General features: G+C 60.3%; 15 protein-coding genes. 6 read left to right on the top strand and 9 right to left on the bottom strand.

The window, feature by feature from the left end:
• The first annotated feature begins 5 nt into the window (after positions 1–5).
• Genes ADB08_RS08830 through ADB08_RS08820 form a run of 3 tightly spaced genes read left to right on the top strand, consistent with a single transcriptional unit; the run spans position 6 to position 2,588 of the window.
• Positions 6–1,085: a FecCD family ABC transporter permease gene (locus ADB08_RS08830; protein ID WP_049172506.1), complete on the top strand. Its 1,080-nt coding sequence runs from the start codon at positions 6–8 to the stop codon at positions 1,083–1,085.
• Complete coding sequence (locus ADB08_RS08825; RefSeq protein WP_049172502.1) at positions 1,085–1,909, top strand: heme ABC transporter ATP-binding protein; 825 nt, start codon at positions 1,085–1,087, stop codon at positions 1,907–1,909. Before ADB08_RS08830 ends, ADB08_RS08825 begins: the two co-directional genes overlap by 1 nt.
• Positions 1,902–2,588, top strand: a complete 687-nt coding sequence (locus ADB08_RS08820) for a heme oxygenase (biliverdin-producing) (protein ID WP_049172500.1) — start codon at positions 1,902–1,904, stop codon at positions 2,586–2,588. Before ADB08_RS08825 ends, ADB08_RS08820 begins: the two co-directional genes overlap by 8 nt.
• A gap of 44 nt (positions 2,589–2,632) precedes the next feature.
• Here ADB08_RS08820 and ADB08_RS08815 read toward each other — a convergent pair whose 3' ends face one another.
• The 4 genes from ADB08_RS08815 to ADB08_RS08800 form a co-directional block, all read right to left on the bottom strand.
• A complete protein-coding gene (locus tag ADB08_RS08815; RefSeq protein ID WP_049172498.1) occupies positions 2,633–3,313 on the bottom strand; it encodes a hypothetical protein in 681 nt (226 codons plus the stop codon).
• Between the two features lie 446 nt (positions 3,314–3,759).
• Positions 3,760–5,523 (bottom strand): phospho-sugar mutase, encoded by a 1,764-nt coding sequence (locus ADB08_RS08810; protein ID WP_049172496.1) that lies wholly within the window; start codon positions 5,521–5,523, stop codon positions 3,760–3,762.
• Positions 5,524–5,533: 10 nt separating this feature from the next.
• A complete protein-coding gene (gene deoC, locus ADB08_RS08805) occupies positions 5,534–6,184 on the bottom strand; it encodes a deoxyribose-phosphate aldolase (RefSeq protein WP_049172494.1) in 651 nt (216 codons plus the stop codon).
• A gap of 74 nt (positions 6,185–6,258) precedes the next feature.
• Entirely contained in the window at positions 6,259–7,545 is a 1,287-nt protein-coding gene (locus ADB08_RS08800; RefSeq protein ID WP_049172492.1) for a thymidine phosphorylase, read from the bottom strand.
• Between the two features lie 169 nt (positions 7,546–7,714).
• Here ADB08_RS08800 and ADB08_RS08795 point away from each other — a divergent pair, with 169 nt between their 5' ends.
• Together ADB08_RS08795 and ADB08_RS08790 are read left to right on the top strand one after the other, a co-directional pair.
• Complete coding sequence (locus ADB08_RS08795; RefSeq protein WP_048732021.1) at positions 7,715–8,134, top strand: cytidine deaminase; 420 nt, start codon at positions 7,715–7,717, stop codon at positions 8,132–8,134.
• A gap of 45 nt (positions 8,135–8,179) precedes the next feature.
• The gene (locus tag ADB08_RS08790) at positions 8,180–9,397 is read left to right on the top strand and encodes a NupC/NupG family nucleoside CNT transporter (RefSeq protein WP_048732023.1); all 1,218 of its coding nucleotides are present in this window, start codon (positions 8,180–8,182) and stop codon (positions 9,395–9,397) included.
• On the opposite strand, the gene ADB08_RS08785 is transcribed toward ADB08_RS08790, so the two are convergent.
• The 3 genes from ADB08_RS08785 to ADB08_RS08775 form a co-directional block, all read right to left on the bottom strand.
• On the bottom strand, positions 9,392–10,489 hold the full coding sequence (locus tag ADB08_RS08785; RefSeq protein WP_049172490.1) for a YihY/virulence factor BrkB family protein: 1,098 nt from the start codon (positions 10,487–10,489) through the stop codon (positions 9,392–9,394). The two genes, ADB08_RS08790 and ADB08_RS08785, sit on opposite strands and share 6 nt — an antisense overlap.
• A 143-nt stretch (positions 10,490–10,632) precedes the next feature.
• Complete coding sequence (locus ADB08_RS08780) at positions 10,633–11,634, bottom strand: sugar-binding transcriptional regulator (RefSeq protein ID WP_049172610.1); 1,002 nt, start codon at positions 11,632–11,634, stop codon at positions 10,633–10,635.
• A gap of 259 nt (positions 11,635–11,893) precedes the next feature.
• Positions 11,894–13,927: a M13 family metallopeptidase gene (locus ADB08_RS08775; protein WP_049172487.1), complete on the bottom strand. Its 2,034-nt coding sequence runs from the start codon at positions 13,925–13,927 to the stop codon at positions 11,894–11,896.
• A 106-nt stretch (positions 13,928–14,033) separates the two neighbouring features.
• Here ADB08_RS08775 and ADB08_RS08770 point away from each other — a divergent pair, with 106 nt between their 5' ends.
• Entirely contained in the window at positions 14,034–14,999 is a 966-nt protein-coding gene (locus tag ADB08_RS08770) for a glycoside hydrolase family 25 protein (RefSeq protein WP_049172485.1), read from the top strand.
• 18 nt (positions 15,000–15,017) lie between these two features.
• On the opposite strand, the gene ADB08_RS08765 is transcribed toward ADB08_RS08770, so the two are convergent.
• Together ADB08_RS08765 and ADB08_RS08760 are read right to left on the bottom strand one after the other, a co-directional pair.
• On the bottom strand, positions 15,018–16,046 hold the full coding sequence (locus tag ADB08_RS08765; protein WP_049172484.1) for a TIGR00730 family Rossman fold protein: 1,029 nt from the start codon (positions 16,044–16,046) through the stop codon (positions 15,018–15,020).
• A gap of 40 nt (positions 16,047–16,086) precedes the next feature.
• On the bottom strand, positions 16,087–19,485 hold the full coding sequence (locus ADB08_RS08760) for an arabinosyltransferase domain-containing protein (RefSeq protein ID WP_049172482.1): 3,399 nt from the start codon (positions 19,483–19,485) through the stop codon (positions 16,087–16,089).
• Between the last annotated feature and the right edge of the window lie 2 nt (positions 19,486–19,487).

The following is a 19,487-nucleotide window of genomic DNA, read 5'->3' as shown; positions in this document are numbered from 1 at the left end:
GAGCAATGCAGACAACCGCGAACAAAACTAGTCCGTTCAGACAGGTGGCCGTTTTCATTGGACTCGCCCTAGCGCTGGTGCTGGCAATAGGTTGGTCGGCCTCCGTGGGGCAGTTCGGCGCTACCATCGGCGAATCACTGAGCTCAATGGTGAGGCTAGTGTTCAATGGCGGTCTCGGTGACGCGCCAGAGCCCATCGACACCGTGCTGTGGCAAGTGCGACTGCCGCGCATCGCGCTGGCCTGCCTCGTTGGCGCGGGGCTCGCCCTCGCAGGTGTGGCGCTGCAAGCGGTGTTCGGCAACCCGCTTGCCGAACCCGGCCTCATCGGCGTTTCCTCCGGCGCCGCGGTCGGCGCTGCCACCGCCACAGTTTTGGGCACCGCCGCCGGGCTTTCCGGAGTGCTCGGCGGAGTGTTGAGTGTCTTCGCCAGCAGCTGGGCCATTGCGGTCTCAGCTTTTATTGGTGGCGCGGTAGCCACGGCTATTGTGGCCGCCAATGCGCACGGTGGCCGCGATATCGCTCGAATCATTCTGGTCGGTGTGGCTGTGAACTCCATCTGTGGTGGTCTGGTTTCGCTCCTGACATTCGTAGCCTCCACGGCTGCCCGCGACCGCATTGTGTTCTGGCAGATGGGCTCGTTTGCCAGTGCCACCTGGACGCAGGTTGTCATTATTACGTTGGTGACAGTTCCGGCCGTGATTGCCATGTGGGTCAGCTACCGCAAGCTGGACATTCTGAGTCTTGGTGAAGCGCAAGCCCGCCACCTGGGTATTAACGTCGTCACGCTGCGTCGCGCCATCATTTTTGGCACGTCCCTGGTCGTGGCGGCTGGAGTGGCATTTTCCGGCATCATCGTCTTCATCGGCCTGGTCGTGCCGCACGCTGCACGACTGCTGCTGGGACCAGCGCATCGCACGCTGATTCCCGCATGCATCCTCGGCGGCGCGCTGGCCACAACGCTGGCCGACCTCGCGGCCCGCACCATGATCACCGGTGCGGACCTGCCGCTGGGAATGCTCACCTCGATTGTCGGTGGCCCACTGTTCTTCTGGCTGCTCCTGCGTTCGAAGAGGGCGGTGCACTAATGGAAATTCACTCTGGCCTGGGTATTTCTGCCGAAAATGTCAGCATCACCCTGGACGGTCACCGCATCCTCAACGATATTTCCGTGGTCGCCGAGCCCGGAAAAGTCACCGCGCTGGTCGGCCCGAATGGTGCCGGAAAGTCGACACTCCTTGCAGCGCTTTCCGGCGACCATGAGCTCAGTGGCGGCGACGTCCGGATCGGCGAGCACTCCATTACCGAGCTCTCCATCGCCGACCTGGCCCGCTACCGCGCCGTCCTGGTGCAGAGCCAAGAACTGTCCGTGCCATTCACCAGCCGTGAAGTCATCGACTTCGGACGCAACCCCTGGGGCTGCCCGAACGAAGAGCTGCTCGCGGAAGTCATCACTGAATGCGACGTCGCGCACCTCCTTGACCGGGAAGTCCCGACCCTCTCCGGCGGCGAGCGCGCCCGCGTCCACAGCGCGCGCGTGTTCTACCAGGACACTCCTGTCGTGCTTCTCGACGAACCGACTGCAGCCCTGGACCTCCACCATGCCGAAAAAATCATGGGAATGATGCGCGCCCGCGCGGCGGCGGGCAAAGCCGTGGTCGTGGTCCTGCACGATTTGTCCGCCGCAGCGGCGTATGCCGATCACGTTGTGGTGGTGGCGCAGGGGCGCGTCGTAAAGCAAGGACCGCCTGCGGAAACCCTGGATGCACAGACCGTCAGCGAAGTCTACGGCATCGGTGTGGAAGTGCTTCAGGACTCCGCGGGCAACCCCGTGCTGGTGCCTCAGCGCGCGAGCCACAATCTCTCACCCCAGTCTCCGAACCTCACAGAGAAAGAAGAAAACCATGGTTGAAAACACGATTAAAGAAGGTGACAAGCAGGCTGCTCAGCCCTTGGCAGAGCGACTCAAAGTGGAGACTGCGGGTGTCCACAGTGAAGCGGAAAACTCCGACTTCATGTCGAGACTGCTGGCGGGTGAACTGGACGCGCAGGCGGCCATCGATCTAACTGGTCAGCTCTACTTTGTTTACGAAGCGTTGGAGCAGGCAGTGCGGTCCACTGCGGAGTCGCCGCAGGTCAGCGCGGTCTACGATGCGCAGCTGGAGCGCCTGGAGGCTCTGGAGGCCGACCTTGAACATTTGGTGGGGCCTGACTGGCGGGAAAAGATCTCGCCAGTGGAGGCGACAAAGAACTACGTGGCCGAGCTTCGTGAAATCGAAAGCAACGGCAACGCCAACGCCGCATTGGCACACCATTACGTTCGCTACCTGGGCGATCTTTCTGGTGGCCAGGTGATTGCGTCCATGCTGGCCAAGCACTACGGCATCGGTGCGGAGGGAACCCGATTCTATGACTTCTCCGCGATCGGAAAAATTAAGCCCTACCGCGACGGCTACCGACAGAGTCTGTCTGAGCTGGGCATTTCGGATGCCGACAAAGATGCCGTGGTTGACGAGGCGAAAAAGGCATTTCGTCTCAACCGGGCCATTTTCCACGACCTAGCTGGCGGCCTAGACGACGCAGTGGCGTAGGTCGCGGACTGGAGTGCTGTGACCGTGGCGGTGGGCGGTATGCGTTAGCCGATGTACACCACTGCGTTACGGCCGCCCGTGCACTTGATGTTGCTGCCAGCAGGACGGCACCACATGTTGTAGGTCAGGCCAGTCGTTGGGCTGTAGGCCGTGATGGTGCCGGATTCCGCACCAGTGGAATTGCGATAGCGGACGTAGGCGCTGTGTACATTTCGAACGAACGGATCGCTCGTTGAGGACGTGCCCTTCCATGCGCTGGAGAGGTTGCCGCCAGCCAGGCCCGATGAGCGAGACGAGCCCGAATTACCGGATGAGCCACTCGAATCTTGAACAACCACGGTCTCAGTCTGTGTGACCGGTGGGTTGGGCTGGCTCGAAGCATCGGCAGCGACCTGCGTGGTGGCAGCTGGCTGTGTATCGGCAGCAGCCACCGAGTCATCTTTGCCGAGGCTGACATAAGCAACTGCGCCAACCAGACTCAGCAGCACCACGACCAGCACTGAAATGAGCGCAATCATTGCGCCGGAAGTACCTGAGTTCTGCTGCGGATACGCTGTTGGGGCTGCGTAAGCGTACGCTGGTGCCGGCTGCGCAGCGAACTGGGGTTGCTGCTGCGGCTGTGGTTGTGGTTGAGGTGCCTGGTTCGGGTACACGGGGCCGAAAGAACCGGTGGAAGGATTCGAATTGTAGTTGGGGTCTGAGCTGGGGGACTCGTTATGCGACATGCTGGACGACCAATCACGAGGAGGAAGTGTTCCCCCTGTGATGAGCCCAACCCGCGTAGCGAATGGTGTTCCATCCCCTGGGGACACGGTTAACGGCTTTTATTGTATTACTGGGAAAACTGTAAAGCATGTTAGGAGACGCATGTCTTGCGCAAAATGCGGCAAGGACGGGTTTAGCTAGACCCGAAATGAGGTGGTGAGCTTCAAATGAGGTTGTGACCATCGAGAAACTGCCTAAGTTTATGTCAGTTTCGGCACTAATTTCTGCTTGTTTTTGTCATAAACCTAGTCAGTAACTCATGAGCCGGTCCAAGACTCCGGGCTGCATATGTGAAACTGGGGCGCGCGTGAAACCCCACGGCCATTTTTCGGCCGTTTCGTTCATGCGCACCCCAGTTTGTTGCGAGGTGTAGCTGGTAGCTGCCTATTGGTTAGCTGTTTAGTCGCTACATCCCCAGGATTTCCTTGAGCTCGGCCTTAATCTGGTCGAGCCGCTCGGCCGCGGCCACGTGCGGAATCGCGGCCGAAGCGACCGGCAGCACGACTTCCAGGTAGCACTTCAGCTTCGGTTCCGTGCCGGAAGGCCGGGCAATGACGCGGTCGTTGGCCTCGGTGAGGATGAGAATGCCGTCGGTAGGCGGGATGTGATAGCTCTCGGCCTTGGCGTCGACCATGTCTAGGCCATCATTCATGTCCGTGACCTGCGTGACCTTCGAACCAGCCAGTTGTGCAGGCGGGTTGGCGCGCAGAGTGTCCATGCCCTTGGTGATCAGCGAGCGGTCCTCGACACGGAAGGTCAACGGTGCGGTCTTGTAGAGACCATGGGCACGGGCGACATCATCCAGAAGGTCCTGGATGCCAAGACCCTGGCCCTTCAGTCGCGCCACCGCGTCGGCGACACGCACCGCCGCAGATACGCCGTCCTTGTCTCGAACGACTGCCGGGTCAGTGCAGTAGCCAATGGCCTCCTCGTAGCCGAAGACGAGCCCGTCCACACCAGCAATCCACTTAAAGCCGGTCAGTGTAGCGCGATAATTCAGTCCGTGACCTGCAGCAATCTTGCTCAGCAGGCGTGAGGACACAATCGAGTTAGCCATTGTGGCTGGGAACTCTGCGCCCTCATCATTGGTCACGGTCGCAATCCCACGGGCCTCGGCATCCGCAGCGATGACTTCACCCAGAAACGCACCGATGTCGTCGCCGGAGAGCTGTCGCCAGCCGCCGTCGACGCCGCTATCCGGAATAGCCACTGAGCAGCGGTCCGCATCCGGGTCAGCCGCGATGATGACATCCGCGTCTTCGGCACGCGCGAGCTCAAACGCAAGATCCAGCGCCCCGGCTTCCTCCGGGTTCGGGAACGATACCGTCGGGAACTCCGGATCCGGCGCGAACTGCTTCTCGACCACGCGGACATTCGAGAAACCTGCCGCGTTCAGTGTGCGCACGATGGTCTCGCCACCGACGCCATGCATAGGGGTGAGGACAATCTTCGCTGCTTGCTTCTCTTCGCTTGACGACGTCGTTGCGAGCGCTGCCGCCCGTTTCACATAAGCATCCAGCAGTTCAGGACCAACCTGCTCGACGGCATCGAAGTCACGCGGGACCTCATCAGCCGGTGGAGCAGCGGCGATGGCGTCCGCAATTTGCTTGTCATGGGGCGCGATGATTTGGACGCCTCGGCGGGAATCCGACTCCACCGCGCGGCCACCGAGGTAAACCTTGTAGCCGTTGTCCTTCGGTGGATTGTGGCTGGCCGTGACCATGATGCCGGCATCGGCATTGAGGTGGCGCACGGCAAAGGCGGTCACCGGTGTGGGCAGCTGCTGTGGCAGAGCCAGGGCCTTGCCACCGGCTGCGGCGACAACCGCAGCGGCATCGCGGTGAAAATCGGCGGAGCCGTGGCGGGCATCGCAACCAATGACCACGGTGAAGTCGTCGCCCACAATGTTCTTCAGATGCGCAACCAGGCCAGCGGTGGCACGGATGACCGTGGCACGGTTCATGCGGGACTGACCAGCTGCAACGACACCGCGAAGACCTGCAGTGCCGAATTCGAGTGGCCCGGCGAAACGGCTTTCCAGCTCGGCAATCGCATCGGGGTTGGCGGCCTTGGCTTCGTCGTAAAGCGAAGAGAGCTCGGCGGCGGTGGCCTCGTCCGGATCGTGGGCGATCCAATCGGTGATGGTGGCTTGTAGCTGTTCGGAGAGCATCGGGGTTCGCCTACTTCAGACCGTCGAGGACAGCGGCGGAGGAGGAAAGACCCAGGCGAGAGGCGCCAGCGGCGATCATTTCCTCAGCGGCAGCGGCATCGCGGATACCGCCAGAAGCCTTGACGCCCAGGCGGTCGCCCACGGTTTCGCGCATGAGCTTCACGGCGTGAGCGGAAGCGCCGCCGGCCGGGTGGAAGCCTGTGGAGGTCTTGACGAAGTCTGCGCCTGCGGACTCGGAGGCCTTGCAGGCTGCGATGATTTCCTCATCGGTCAGAGCGGCCGACTCGATGATGACCTTCAAGATCTTGCCCGGAATGGCGTCGCGAACAGTCTTGATTTCGGCCTCGAGGTCGTCGAAGCGGTGTTCCTTGGCGAAGGCGATGTTGATGACCATGTCGACTTCTTCAGCGCCATCGGCCACAGCGCGAGCGGCTTCAGCAGCCTTGACCTCGGCCTTTACCGCGCCGGAGGGGAAACCGACGACAGTGGCGATGTGCAGGCCCTCTGGCACCTCGACTGGGAGCTGCGAAGGGGAGATGCAGATGGAGTAGGTGCCGAGCTTGGCGGCCTCGGCGATAAGAGCCTTGACCTGGTCAGAGGTGGCTTCTGGCTTGAGTAGGGTGTGGTCAATCATCTTGGCAACATCAGCGCGGGAAGTCATGGGAGAAATCAAGTCCTTTCGGAAATTTGGGAGAGAGCTTAAAAGTAGGTGCTTAAAAGTAGGGAGGTGGCGGGCTAGGACACGCGATCGAGGATAATCTCGCGCTCGGCTGTCGGCGCGGTGTCGCCGATTTCAATGCCCGGCTCGATGGACTCGAGAGCGCGCTCGAACTTATCCGGAGTTTCAGTGTGCAGCGTGAGCAGCTTCTGGCCCTTGACCACCTTGTCTCCCGGCTTGGCGAAAATCTCAATACCGGCAGTGGCCTGCACCGGATCATCCTTACGCGCACGTCCCGCGCCCAAGCGCCAGGAACCAACGCCGAGAGCGAGTGCATCCAGCTTGGTCAGGTAACCGTCGGCCTGCGCAACCACATCGTGCGTGTGAGGTGCCACCGGCAACGCGGCATCCGGATCGCCGCCCTGAGCGCGGATCATCTTCTTCCACGAATCCATTGCGCGGCCGTCCTTCAGAGCCTGCTCCACGTCGGCATCGTGCACGCCGGCCAGCTCCAGCATGTTTCGGGCCAGTTCACAGGTCAGCTCCACGACGTCTGCGGGGCCGCCGCCGGCGAGAACCTCCACCGATTCGCGGACCTCGAGGGCGTTGCCGATGGTCAGGCCCAGCGGCGTGGACATGTCCGTCAGCAGCGCGCGGGTGTTCACGCCCGCGTCGTTGCCCAGGTCAACCATGGTGCGGGCCAGTTCGCGGGCCTGATTCAGATCCTTCATGAAGGCGCCCGAGCCGACCTTGACATCCAGCACCAAGCTGGAGGTGCCCTCCGCAATCTTCTTGGACATGATCGACGAGGCAATCAGCGGAATGCAGTCCACCGTCGAGGTGATGTCACGCAGCGCGTAAATCTTCTTATCCGCAGGTGCCAGGCCCGCACCGGCTGCTGCGACGACCGCGCCGGAATCCTCCAGGACCTGCATCAAGCGGTCATTCGGAACATCAGCCTGCCAGCCCGGAATGGATTCCAGCTTGTCCAGGGTGCCGCCGGTGTGGCCGAGGCCACGGCCAGACAGCTGCGGGACGGCCACGCCGTAGGAGGACACCAGTGGGCCCAGCGGCAGTGTGATCTTGTCGCCGACACCACCGGTGGAGTGCTTGTCCGTGGTGGGCTTGCTCAGCGATGCGAAGCTCATGGTCTCGCCCGAGTCAATCATCGCCTGAGTCCAATCCACAATCTCGCGACGGTTCATGCCGCGGATGAAGATGGCCATGTTCAGCGCCGCCATCTGTTCATCGCCCACGACACCGCGAGTGTAGGCATCAATGACCCAGGAAATCTCTTCCGGACTGAGCTCACCGCCATCACGCTTTACCTTGATGACGTCAACTACATCGAACTTTTCAGCCATTGTTCGCTCCTTTTATAGGCGATCGTGCTTAGCGATATTGGTCTTGTGAACTCTGCTGATTCCGATTATCATCAGCACTAGAACAAATGTCAATAGGCAACTTTCCATTTGTACCCACATAAGTATGTTTGCATAAACACCTCGAACAGGCTCGGGGAGGGAGAGCACAATGTCCTACATTTCAGACGAAGAACTACTGGCTAAGGCCTACGCAGCCACGGAAAACTCGTACGTCCCCTATTCAGGTTTTCCGGTCGGTGCCGCACTTCTGCTTGACGACGGCACGGTGGTCACAGGCTGCAACGTGGAAAATGCGTCCTATGGGTTGACCAACTGCGCAGAGCGTACAGCCGTGTTCCGCATGGTCGCGGAGCACGGCGGCAACCATAAGATTGCGGCCTGTGCCATTGTCGGGCGAAAGGCGGCACCGTGCCACCCCTGTGGTGCCTGTCGGCAGGTCCTGCACGAATTTGGGTGCAAGCGTGTCATTGTGGAATCCGAGCGCCCGGAAAATGGTGGTTTAGGCGCTCCGGCCAGCATCGACTTCGAAAAAATTCTCCCTTACGCCTTTGGTCCCGAGGACCTGTAGGCATCATCACCGCAGCCTCTTTTATCAAGAAAGAAGACCTTAGTCATGGATAGACTGCAAGGCTTACTGGGCATCATCCTCGTCATCGGATTTGCCATTGCTATCTCAAAGAACAGGAAAGCCATTAACTGGCGCACACTCGGCGTTGGCCTGCTGCTGCAAGCGGTGTTCGCGCTGGTAGTGCTGAAGTGGGAACCCGGCTTCCAGGCGTTGAAGAGCGTGGCCGGTGCCATTGAGAAGATGATCGACTTTACAAATGAGGGCACCTCGTTTGTCTTCGGTAATCTTTTCGACGGCACGGGTAAAAACTTCGTCTTCGTGCTCAACGTGCTGCCAGTGATCATCTTCCTGGGCGCGGTCCTCGGCGCCCTCTACTACCTGCGGGTAGTGCAGTACTTCGTTGAATATGTCGGGTCCGCACTGAAGTTCATTATGGGAACCTCGAAGGTGGAGTCCGTCTTCGCTTCCACGGTGATTTTCCTCGGGCAGTCGGAGGCTCCGCTCGTCGTTAAGCCGTATATTCCGAAACTGACCAAGTCGGAGCTGTTCGCATGTATGTCGGGCGGTTTTGCGTCGGTGGCCGGATCGACCTTGATCGGTTACTCCCTGCTCGGTGCGCCGTTGGAGTACCTGCTGGCGGCATCGGTAATGAACGCGCCGGGCTCGCTGCTGATTGCGAAGACTTTCTGGCCGGAGACGGAGGAATCCGATCTGGATGCGTCGGTGAAGGATGTCCGCGACACTGAGTCGAAGAACGTCATTGACGCGCTAGGATCGGGTGCGTTGGCCGGCGGTCGTATCGCTGTGGTTGTGGCATGTCTGTTGATTGCGTTCATCGCTGTGATTGCGATGCTGTCGGCCATGATTGGCGGCATCGGCGGCTGGTTCGGTCAGGAAAACTGGTCACTGGAGGGGCTGTTCGGCCTAATCTTCGCGCCGATTGCCTGGTTGATTGGTGTGCCGTGGGAGAACGCAGGGCTGGTCGGTAGCTTCATTGGTGAGAAGACGATTCTGAACGAGTTCGTCGGCTACACCTCGTTCTCGGAGCACGTCGACTCGCTGGATCCGAAGTCCATCATGTTGGCGACCTTCGCCCTGGCTGGCTTCGCCAACCTGTCTTCCATTGCAATTCAGATCGGTTCCTTCGGTGCGCTATCGCCGGAGCGTCGCGGTGAGATTGCCAAGAACGGTCCGCTGGCGCTGATTGCGGGTCTGTGCACCAACCTGCTCAACGCTGCAATTGTGGGTGTGATTGCGCTATAGCTCTTCCTCAGTTCGGAATTCGGCCGCCTGCTTTTCTAGATTCTGATGGATTTTCTGCTCGCCCTCGGCGGCCGCGGTAGCTCGGGGTGGAAGCTGGATGTATCGCTCTGCGGGCAGGCCGGCGCGCAGTTGGCGCATCCTCTCAACCTCGGCATCCAGCTTGAAGCCGAAGACCACGACGACATTAATGCCCCAAAGTGCAGTCATGAGAGCAATGACGGCACCCATGGCGCCGTAGGGGTTTGAAGCCGCAAAGTTGAACAGGTAAAGCTGCAATGCCTTGCCAATACCCAGCGAGCTGATAATTGCCAGTGCCGAACCGGTACTGAGCCAGCGGAATTTGCGCATGCGCACATTCGGTGTGAAGTAGTACAGCGAGCCAATCAGAATCATCGACATGACGATAATGACCGGCCAGCGCAGCCAACTCCAGACGGAGATGCAGAAGTCAATGACCTGTCGCGTGGTCGATTCAATACCCAACGGGCGGGCAACCGGTTCGACGATGGTGATAACTAGCTGGTCATTGACAACAATCGCAATGAGCAGTACCACCGTGCCAATGAGCAGCAATAGCGTAATGGCGACCATGAGCAGGTGGTAGCGAATAAGCGTGCGGCCTTCGGATACGCCATAGATGGAGTTACCCGTGCGCGAAAATGCGCGCGTGTAGGCCGACGACGAAATCAGCGCAAAGACAATACCGATAGTCAGTGCGACGAGACCGCCCGTGGCGGAGCCGATAATCGTTGAGATGACATTGCGAATCGGTTCGGCATACTCAGCTGGAATGTAGCTGCGGATGAAATCCTCGGTCAGTCGGTTGAGGTCATCGGTGTAACCGGACAACATCAGCGTGGCAATTGAGTAAATCGCAAGCAGTGCGGGTGCGAAGGTTAGCACCGTGTAGTAAGTCAACTTCGCGGCGGCGTCGAAACCGAGCTCCAAGAAAAACTCGATACCCGCACGCTTGAGAGCGTAGAGCGCTCCTTTCCACCCCACGGGTGGCAACTTCTTCGCGGACTGAGCAAAAGATGCGTCCGCCGACTCGTAGGCCTGGAGTGTGTGCTTGATCTGCTGTGCTGGTGACACCTAAAGAATCGTCCTCTCCGACCGGACAGCGGCTGCAACATATATGCGGACATCTGCGCTCGCTTAAGTCTATCGGTCGAAGAGGGCAGAGACGCTTCTCGGGCCCGGGTGTCAGTTCTTTGTACTGATGCGTCCCGAGACAGCTAATCCGTGGCAGAGGGAGGGGTGGAGCTAGTGGGTGAGTCTGGCGAGCCCGGTGAGTCCGATGAGTCGAGCGAAAGTAGGCGCTCGGCGGTGGCATCGTCAATGACCAAGTGAGTGGCCAACTTTGTTCGAAGGGCCACATCGATAGCCTCGGCCTTGTGTGCGCCACCGGCCACAAGTACCCGAGTGGGGATCCGGCGCAGGTCAGAGAGGCTGATACCTACCGTGCGGGCATCGACCTCTGGCAGCGCAATGCCACCGTCCGGGCGGTAGAAGCGTGAGCAGGCATCGCCCACTGCGCGCTCCACGAGTAAGTCCTTTTCGGTTGCCGACAGCTGCCCCAAGTTCAAGGCCAGTGAATCATGGTCGACTGCGCCGACAGTGAAAACGGCAATGTCCACCGTCCGGCCAAGCGCCAATACGCTGGCGATGAACCGATCCTGTTCCACGATGCGCTTGGTCTCGACCGAATCGAAAATCACCGGCAGCGGCAATGTGCGGGCATAGGCATGGAAAGCGTGGCAGAACCCGCCAATAGTGCGGATGTCATTCGTCGACTTATCGGAATGACTCATTCCGCCCTTGAGCTGCACAATTTCCACGCCCGAGACATCCTTGGACTTCAGTTGCGTGGATACGGAGTACATGGTCTTACCCCACGAAACACCGAGAAGGGTACCGTCGACCACCAGCTCGTCGAGAAGCTCGGCGCCCACACGCCCCAACTCGCGGAGCAAGACCGCGTTGCCAGCGCGTGCCGGTTGCGCCAGGCGCACATCGTTGAGCTGGTAGCGATCCCGCATCTGCGTCGCGGTCTCTGAGGCTTCCTCGCGCGGGTCGTGGATTTCAATGCGCACGTAACCGCGCTCACGGCCAAGGTTGAGCAGTTTAGAGACCGTTGGGCGGGAAACCCCGAGTTCGGTTGCAACCTGAGACTGTGTGAGCCCCTCGCCGTAATAGAGCTTGACGGCGGTGAGTGCTTGGATGTCGCGGGTGTCCACAGCGGCCTCCTCCAGCAAGAGCACTTAGTAAGCGCACTTGTAACAGGAACCTCGCTTGATTGGGACCCTGCCCGACTTGGTCATCGGGAAAGCGTGCGCCTCACCTGTGATTTTAGTTCTACGTTTGCAAAAACAAAAAGTCAGCTTTTGCATTTGTAGTAAACGGTGAGGCGTTTGCTGTCCCCGGAGGCTGCGGAAGGCATCGGAGAGCCCGGAAAGCATCGGAGGATAAGGCAGCGCAGATTGGGTTCTCGCAGAATTACCAGATATTCACGCGCTCATTCGGCTCACGCCACATGCCGTCGCCCGCTGAAGTGCCGAAGGCCTCATGGAACTCATCGATGTTGCTGGCAATGACGTTGCAGCGGAACTCCGCTGGTGAGTGCGGGTCAATCGCAAGCAGCTGACGCGCGAACTCCGGGCGAATCTTAGAACGCCAGACCAGCGCCCACTGCTTGAACAGGCCACGGTAGGTCTCTGGGGTGTCCTCCAGTCCAAGTTCTTCACCGCGGGCAGCGAGGAAACGGCGGAAAGCGACGACGGCAATGCCGAGCCCGCCCAAGTCGCCGATGTTCTCGCCCAGGGTGAAGCGACCGTTGACACCGGGCAGGTCAGCGCCCTCCTCGGCCTGCTCGCGCAGAGCCTGCGGCACCAGTCCCTCGTACTGATCCACCAGTGCGGCGGTCAGGTTCTCAAAAGCTGCGCGATCCTCATCGGTCCACCACTGGTGGAGGTTGCCGTGCCCGTCATACTGCGAGCCCTGGTCATCAAAACCATGCCCAATCTCGTGACCAATAACGGCACCGATACCACCGAAGTTCTCCGCCGGGGAAGCGTCCGGTGAGAAGAACGGCGACTGCAAAATCGCAGCCGGGAACGTGATGTCATTGACCACCGGATTGTAGAAGGCATTGACCGTCTGTGGAGTGCCATGCCACTCATCGCGATTGGCCGGAGTACCCAGCTTCGCCACCTCATAATCATGCGCAAAAGCGCTGGCAGCACGAACATTTTCCATTAGCGAATCCCCGAGTTCCATCGCCGAGTAGTCACGCCAGCGCTCCGGGTAACCAATCTTGGCCTTAAACAGCGACAGCTTCTCCAAAGCCCGCTCTTGCGTCGCCTTCGTCATCCACGGCAGCTCCGAAATGCGCTCCCGGTACGCCGCCAGCAGGTAGTCCACCAGTTCCAGGACCTGCTCCTTGTACTCCGGCGGGAAGTGCTTTTCCACATACAGCTTGCCGACGTCATGTCCAACCGCCCCGTCGGCAAAGGCAACACCACGCTTCCAGCGTGCACGCTGCTCGGTCGAACCCTGCAAGGTGCGGCCGTAGAAGTTAAAGCTCTCCGCAGAGAAGTCATCCGACAGGTAGGCAGCACGCTGGTGGAGAACGCGCCACAGCGCCCACAGGCGCAAATCTGCCAGGTCAGTGTCCTGCCACAGCTTGCTCAAGTGCTCGAAGTACGACGGCATCATCACCACGATGGTGTCGATGGCAGTCTGGTTGGTTTCATTGACACCGGTGGCCGCGAGCCATTCCGCGACCGGGAAGCCGGTGGGGAGGTCAGCAATAGCCGTCTTGTTATAGGTCTTCAGTGCGTCGCGAGTATCGACCACATTCCAGTGACCAGCGGCAATGCGCTTTTCAAAAGCCACGATGCGCGCCGCCGCAGCGGCCGGGTCCACCAACTCGAATGCAGCAAGTGCAGTGGAGAGGTCTCCCGTGCCGTCGTCATGCGAGGAGAGGAGCTTCAACATAGCGGCAACATGCTGCTCATAGGCAGCGAGAGTGTCGGCGTGACCAGGCTCGCGGTAGTAAGCCTCATCCGGGAGGCCGAGGCCCGACTGCAACAGATAGAGAGTATCCAGGTCCGAGCCGGAATCCTTCTCTACCCAGTACCCGAGCGCACCACCGACACCGAGGCGGTCGAGGCGGCCGAGTGCCAACGCCAGCTCATGCGCGTTCTCGGCGGAGGCAATCATTTCTAAATCCTGCGCGAGCGGAGCAGCGCCGGCGTCATTAATAGCGGCTTCGTCCATGAAAGAGTTGTACAAGCGAGCGATGCGGGAATTCGGATCTGCATCGGCGGCAGTGGTGATGAGCTCGCGGACGTTTTCCTCCGCCTCATCCCTCAGCTTGTAAAAGGCGCCATCGATGGGGCGGTCAGCCGGGATGACGTGATTGCTAATCCACTCACCGTTGGTGGCCAAGTAGAGGTCATCCTGTGGGCGGGGAGTCGATGAGAATGGGGACGTTGGGGACTGGGTCTCAGTGTTAGTGCTATTTGTCATGCCGCCAGTCTAGGGGCAAGGGCGGATTGAAGCTGTGACAGGAGGGGTGGGATAAGTTTAGGCTTACGAATGGGGCGGAAGTGGTTTAGGGGGTAAGGTGCAAACCATGAAATTTCTTCCACTTTCCGCGACCGCGGTGCTGAAGCGACGCCCGGGCCGCGCCACTTTGGCAAGTATCGTGGCCGTTGCGCCGCTGACCTTGGGTGTTATTGCACCGGCTGACGCGCAACCCCAGGACGCATCTGCACACTCCAACCCGTCCGCTGCTGATTCCAAGGGGTCGCTCGACTTTTTGACCGAATCACCGAGCATCACCGATGCGCCGCTTGCGTCGGATGTTCAGGAGTCGCAGGGCTCTGGTGCCAACGGTTCCTCAACTGGTTCGGCTACCAGTGCATCGTCGAACTCGGCGCGCACCGGCTTCCACATGGGGCCGACCGGTGTGGACGTCTCCAAGTGGCAGCGCCCAGGTGGTGTCGCGCTGAAATGGGACGAGGTCGCAGCTAGCGGCCAGAAGTTCGCTTTCATTAAGGCCACCGACGGTGTCGAAGGTGACCAGAAGTACTTCCTCGAGGACTCCATCGCGGCTGCGAAGGCCGGCCTGTACGTGGGCAGCTACCACAAGGCACACCCGGATCGTTCCGCAACCGCGCAGGCTGACCAGTACGTAGAAGCACTGCAGCAGCGCGATGAACAAATCTCCACAGACAAGACACTGCCGCCTGTGCTGGACATCGAGCTGGACAATGGCCTCAACCCAACCCAGCTGCAAAAGTGGACCAAGGACTTCCTCGAGCGCGTTGAGGAAAAGACTGGCGAAACCCCGATGATTTACACCTACCGTTGGTTCTGGCAGAACCCGATGGGTAACTCGACCGACTTCACCGACTACCCGCTGTGGCTCGCCGCTTACGAAGACAGCGCTCCGACCTCGCTGCCGGGCGGTTGGGAGAGCATGGCCTTCTGGCAGCGTTCCTCCACCGGCCGCATCGATGGCATCCCGACCATCGTGGACGAGGACGTCTTCAACGGCACCGAAGCTGAGCTGCAGCAGCTGGCTGCTGCTCACTAGCCGTGTGCCGGGGGTAGGCTAAAACTTCGTCCGCCCCGCACGCCACGCAATCAACGCAGGCAGGAGCTTGTCGACGTCGTCGACGACGATAAGCGCATCGAGAAGCTCCGGCCGCACAAAGCCCGCATCCACAACATTGCGCAGGAGCGCCAACAGGGGCTCCCAGAAGCCCGAAGGTCCCAGCAACGCCACTGGCTTGGCATGAATCCCCAGGTGCTGCTGGGTCCACACCTCGAAGAACTCTTCCAGTGTGCCCGCACCGCCGGGGAGTGCAACAAAAGCATCGCCGAGCTCATACATGCGCGACTTTCGATCGGCCATAGTCGCAACAGTTTCCAGGTGAGTCAGCCGCGGATGGGCAATTTCCTTCTTGACCAGGACCTCGGGGATGACACCGGTGACACTGCCGCCGTCGTCAAGCGCTGCGTTAGCAACCGTGCCCATAAGGCCAATCGCCGCGCCACCGTAGACGAGCTCCACCCGATTTTTCGCGAGTGTCCGGCCGAGGCGTTCGGCGGTGACGCGCCAGGCGGGATCGTTGCCGAAGCCGGAGCCGCAGAAAACAGTTAGTGACGACAGTGCGCGCTGTGGCTGTTCACGGCCAGCGGCAAGCTGCGGCAGCTCTTCGCGGAGCTTCGGCAGAGTGGTCTCGGCCAGCATAGGGGCGATTTTCCCGGTCGGCAGCCAGGGGTCGAGCCAGCGGACCTCTTCAATCTCGGCATGGGGCTGAACGTTTGCCAACTCGTCGGTGAACTCTCCGACATAGCGCACATGGTGGCCGACGACCTCGAAGCCCGCCTCGTTGGCGGCGGCTGCGCGGGCGATATTCCACGGACGCAACAGCGATAGCTCGATGTCCACGCCGAGCTCCTCGGAGACCTCGCGCGCGGCGGTGACCTCCGGGTTATCGACGGACTCACCCGGCTCGAACTTGCCGCCGGGCAGCATGAACGTATCCGTACCCCGCTTACGAACGCACAAAACCCGCCCCACCGGGTCAGTCACAACCATTGCGGCGACAACGATGGAACGGGTTTGTGCAGTCACTCGGGCTCCTTAGGTGAAGGAAGCGCCGAGGTTCTTTCGCCTAGGGATCCTTCACAATCATCTTCCCGGGCGAGTATAGACCCGAGCGAGTGATATCTTCATACTCAATTTCGGCGACATCCGGCTTGACCTTGTCCTTATTCGGACGCGGCGAGAGCTTCTCGACGGAACCCCAGTCGCGGCGCCAGTCGTTCTTGAGGTAAGTCGGTACGGACGTAGCCTCATTCACAGCGTCGGAGAATCCGAGCGGACCACCGCCATCGACCGACTGCCAGACATCTGCGCCGACGACCTTCAGACCACGGTCCGGAGTGATGCGGTACTCCGGAAGTTCCGCGACACCGGCGTAGTGGTCGAACGGACGCTGGCACGGGAACTGGAAGGCAACCGGCCAGTCCGGGATAGTCGCAGTTTCCGGTGAGATGACATCGGTCATCGACTGCAGTTCGGCCAGGCGAGGCGGGGTCAGCGCCAGCCACTGATCCTCGGAGACGTCATTGTCCTCCGCGACCAGTCGCACAGCGGTGGCTCCCTCTGGGATCTCCTCGGTCAGGAAGCGCAGGTTACGCCAGGTCGGAGCAGGGCCGATATCAATCGGCTCCGACTCGGAGAGGACCTCGAAGCCGTCCTCATCGCCGCCCTTGCGACCATACTGTGCCACCAGCTTGCGACCCGGCTGAGCAACACCGTTGATGTCGTGGTGGAAGATACGGCCGGCCGCCGATACGACGAGTAGCGGGTGGTCCTCGTCAATCTCAGGCAGCTGGAACCAGGAAGTTTCCAGGCTTGCCGGACGCTGAATGTCCTCGGAGTAGGAGCCAAGCACCGGCACCTTATCCGGATTCAAGCCAAATGGCAGCTCGACCTGCGAGCCGTTGACACCCTTGTCGGCGCGCTTACCGCCGTCGGTGCCCGACGCGGAACCGCCCTCAACTGTGGCTTCCGGATCAGAAGACTGATCATCAGTGTCGGCAGTACTTGCCTGGCTCTGGCTGGTGTCCACAGCTTCGGCCTTCATGTTTGATGGGACGCCGTTCGGGTCGAAGCCACGGCTCTTGCCGCCACCGCGCAGTGATTCCGCGAGCGGCTTGCCATCGACGGTATTCAGGAAGCCATCGTTCGGATCGGTTTCCATCAGCACATCGCTCGCCAGATTACATGTCTGACCAGTCAAGGAGCGGATATTGCCCGCGGCGACCGAGTAGGCCGGGTACTGCGATACTGCGCCCTTGCCCAGTGAAGCCACCATGAACATCGTCACCAGCAGTGTCGTCACCGCAATCGGGGACGATGCAACTGCATTGATGCGGCGCACGCGTGCCGACTTTTCCTGCGACTTCGGCTTGGTACGGAACTCCTGGACGAAGTTCATTACTGCACCAGCCAGCAGCAGTAGCAAGGCCAGAGCCAATACTGCTGAACCCAGCTGGTGGCCGCGCAACTGAATGGTCTTGTCGAACCACGGCACACCGTAGGACGACACATACCACCAGCCGTTAATACCCATTAGCGAGAAGGCAAGGATGAAGGTGAAACCACCGGCAAAGAACAGCTGGTTGCGCGGGTTGCCTGCCACCCAATGGCTAATGGCCATGGCGGCAAGTGCTGCCAGGGAAGCCGCGATGCCCGCGTATACGCCGAAGTGGTGCGTCCACTTTGTCGGCGTGAAGGTCAGGAAGAACATGGTGCCGATGAACATGAACACCAGGCGTGCCGACGGACCGGCCAGAGCCCCCGGAACGGTGCGGTGACGAAGCAGCGCGGCAATCGTGATGCTCAAGCACGCCAGTGCAATCAGAACCGGGAAACGACGCGGGAAGGCACCGTCGACCGACTGCAGCACCAGCCAGTAGTAGCGGACGTACTCGTTGTACCAAGGCTCCGACGGGCCGATGATGCTGCGGACGCGAATGGACTCGCGGACCGTGGCCAACGTCTGGTCGCCGAAGACACCGACCAAGATGGCGGTGCCCGCAGCCAGGAACGGTGCAATCTGCATCAGTGGGGCCTGCCAACCACCACCGAGAGCCTTATGGCGCTCAACGACAATGCGCACCAGCATCGGGATGCCTGCGAGCAGGGCAGCAACTGCCATTAGGCCCGTTGGGCCCGAGCCCAGTGCCAGCGTGGCGATAACCACTGCGACTGCAGCTGGCAGCAGGCGTCGAGTTAGAATTGCGCGCTCGATAAATACCCAGGTCAGAAGGGATCCCAGAGCAATGACCGGCTCCGGGCGCAGTCCGTTGTTGTACGGCAGCCAGAAGGCCAACAGCACACCAGCAGCAGACCAGTAGGCCACCCGGCGCTGGGCAATCTTCTCGCCGAGGCGCGGGATAACCATTCGGGAAATAATGAACCACACCAGCAGTGCGGACAGCAGCGCAGGAAGTCGCATCCACAGAGACGAGGTGGACACCTTCACCATCAGCGACAGCAGGTCGTAGTAGGGGCTGCCGAACGGTGACTCAGGAGCGCCGAACCAACGGTAGTAGTTCGCCATGTAGCCCGACTCGTCGGAGACGCGCGCCATGGTGAAGATGTAACCGTCATCGGAGGTGTTGCCACCGATGAAGTGCCAAACGACCAAAATCGTGCCAACCAGGATGTCCAGCGGAGTCGGCTTCAACGCACCGCGCTTGAACAGCGGAGTGAAGGAGGAACCGTCGATACGGTCAATGCGAGCTAACGCGACCAGAGAAGCCAGCGTCAGAAGCAGACCCAAGTACATGACGATGTACTTCACCACTGTCGGGTGTGAGGTGTAGCGGGAGTCGATGTTCATGTGGACATCGAGTCCATCGGCTACGGCCTTGGCCACGTCGCCGTCAGCGGGCAGGTCAGTGTAGATACCGGTGACCTGCGGGCGGTAATCGCCCTGTGCGGTGGCGGTGAGCTTCTCACCATCTGAGTTCTTGGCGCCGTCGATGTTGACGGTGGTCTCATGCTCGTTTGAGCGGATCTCCAGGATCTTGCCCTTGTTGCTGGCAAGCTCCTTCTTATCCAGGCTCATCACCACGCTGTCGCGCAGAATGACGTCGAGGCCGTCCTTGCCCGAACGCACCATCAAGCCCCGTTTGGTCGGCTTATCCGCGGTTGGCGGGATAGTCGACAATAGGGTTGTCCGCTTGTCGGAAAGTTCATCCGTCAGCGACAGAGGCAAATCGACGCTCAGGTCCAACGGTGCCTGCGCCATGAGTGGCGCATCCACTGAGTTCAGTGTGTCGCGCTGAGGCCAAGACACGGAGGACTGAGTATTCACGACCGGGAGGAACGGTGTGATGACAAAGCAAATGAAACCGACGATTCCAGCGATAATCGCTGTCCAACGAGTCAGCGTCGTAGGAGAGGGGCCGTCCATAGGCGGTCTCTCCACGCGGTCGATGGTCACTTCGGGTGAGCCGTCGACACTTTCTTTGATTTCTTTAGTTTCGGCAGTCACAA

The organism is Corynebacterium sp. 239_CJEI (assembly GCF_001055995.1).
Classification (GTDB): domain Bacteria; phylum Actinomycetota; class Actinomycetes; order Mycobacteriales; family Mycobacteriaceae; genus Corynebacterium; species Corynebacterium jeikeium_D.
The sequence above is the reverse complement of the archived record's forward strand: the minus strand, read 5'-3'. Positions and strand labels throughout refer to the sequence as shown.

Excerpts from the sequence above, each read along its gene's own strand:
- ADB08_RS08795 (WP_048732021.1), top strand. The coding sequence starts at position 7,715 with ATGTCCTACATTTCAGACGAAGAACTACTGGCTAAGGCCTACGCAGCC.
- ADB08_RS08825 (WP_049172502.1), top strand. The coding sequence starts at position 1,085 with ATGGAAATTCACTCTGGCCTGGGTATTTCTGCCGAAAATGTCAGCATC.
- ADB08_RS08800 (WP_049172492.1), bottom strand. The coding sequence starts at position 7,545 with ATGGCTGAAAAGTTCGATGTAGTTGACGTCATCAAGGTAAAGCGTGAT.
- ADB08_RS08775 (WP_049172487.1), bottom strand. The coding sequence starts at position 13,927 with ATGACAAATAGCACTAACACTGAGACCCAGTCCCCAACGTCCCCATTC.
- ADB08_RS08790 (WP_048732023.1), top strand. The coding sequence starts at position 8,180 with ATGGATAGACTGCAAGGCTTACTGGGCATCATCCTCGTCATCGGATTT.
- deoC (WP_049172494.1), bottom strand. The coding sequence starts at position 6,184 with ATGACTTCCCGCGCTGATGTTGCCAAGATGATTGACCACACCCTACTC.
- ADB08_RS08810 (WP_049172496.1), bottom strand. The coding sequence starts at position 5,523 with ATGCTCTCCGAACAGCTACAAGCCACCATCACCGATTGGATCGCCCAC.
- ADB08_RS08820 (WP_049172500.1), top strand. The coding sequence starts at position 1,902 with ATGGTTGAAAACACGATTAAAGAAGGTGACAAGCAGGCTGCTCAGCCC.
- ADB08_RS08830 (WP_049172506.1), top strand. The coding sequence starts at position 6 with ATGCAGACAACCGCGAACAAAACTAGTCCGTTCAGACAGGTGGCCGTT.
- ADB08_RS08815 (WP_049172498.1), bottom strand. The coding sequence starts at position 3,313 with ATGTCGCATAACGAGTCCCCCAGCTCAGACCCCAACTACAATTCGAAT.
- ADB08_RS08770 (WP_049172485.1), top strand. The coding sequence starts at position 14,034 with ATGAAATTTCTTCCACTTTCCGCGACCGCGGTGCTGAAGCGACGCCCG.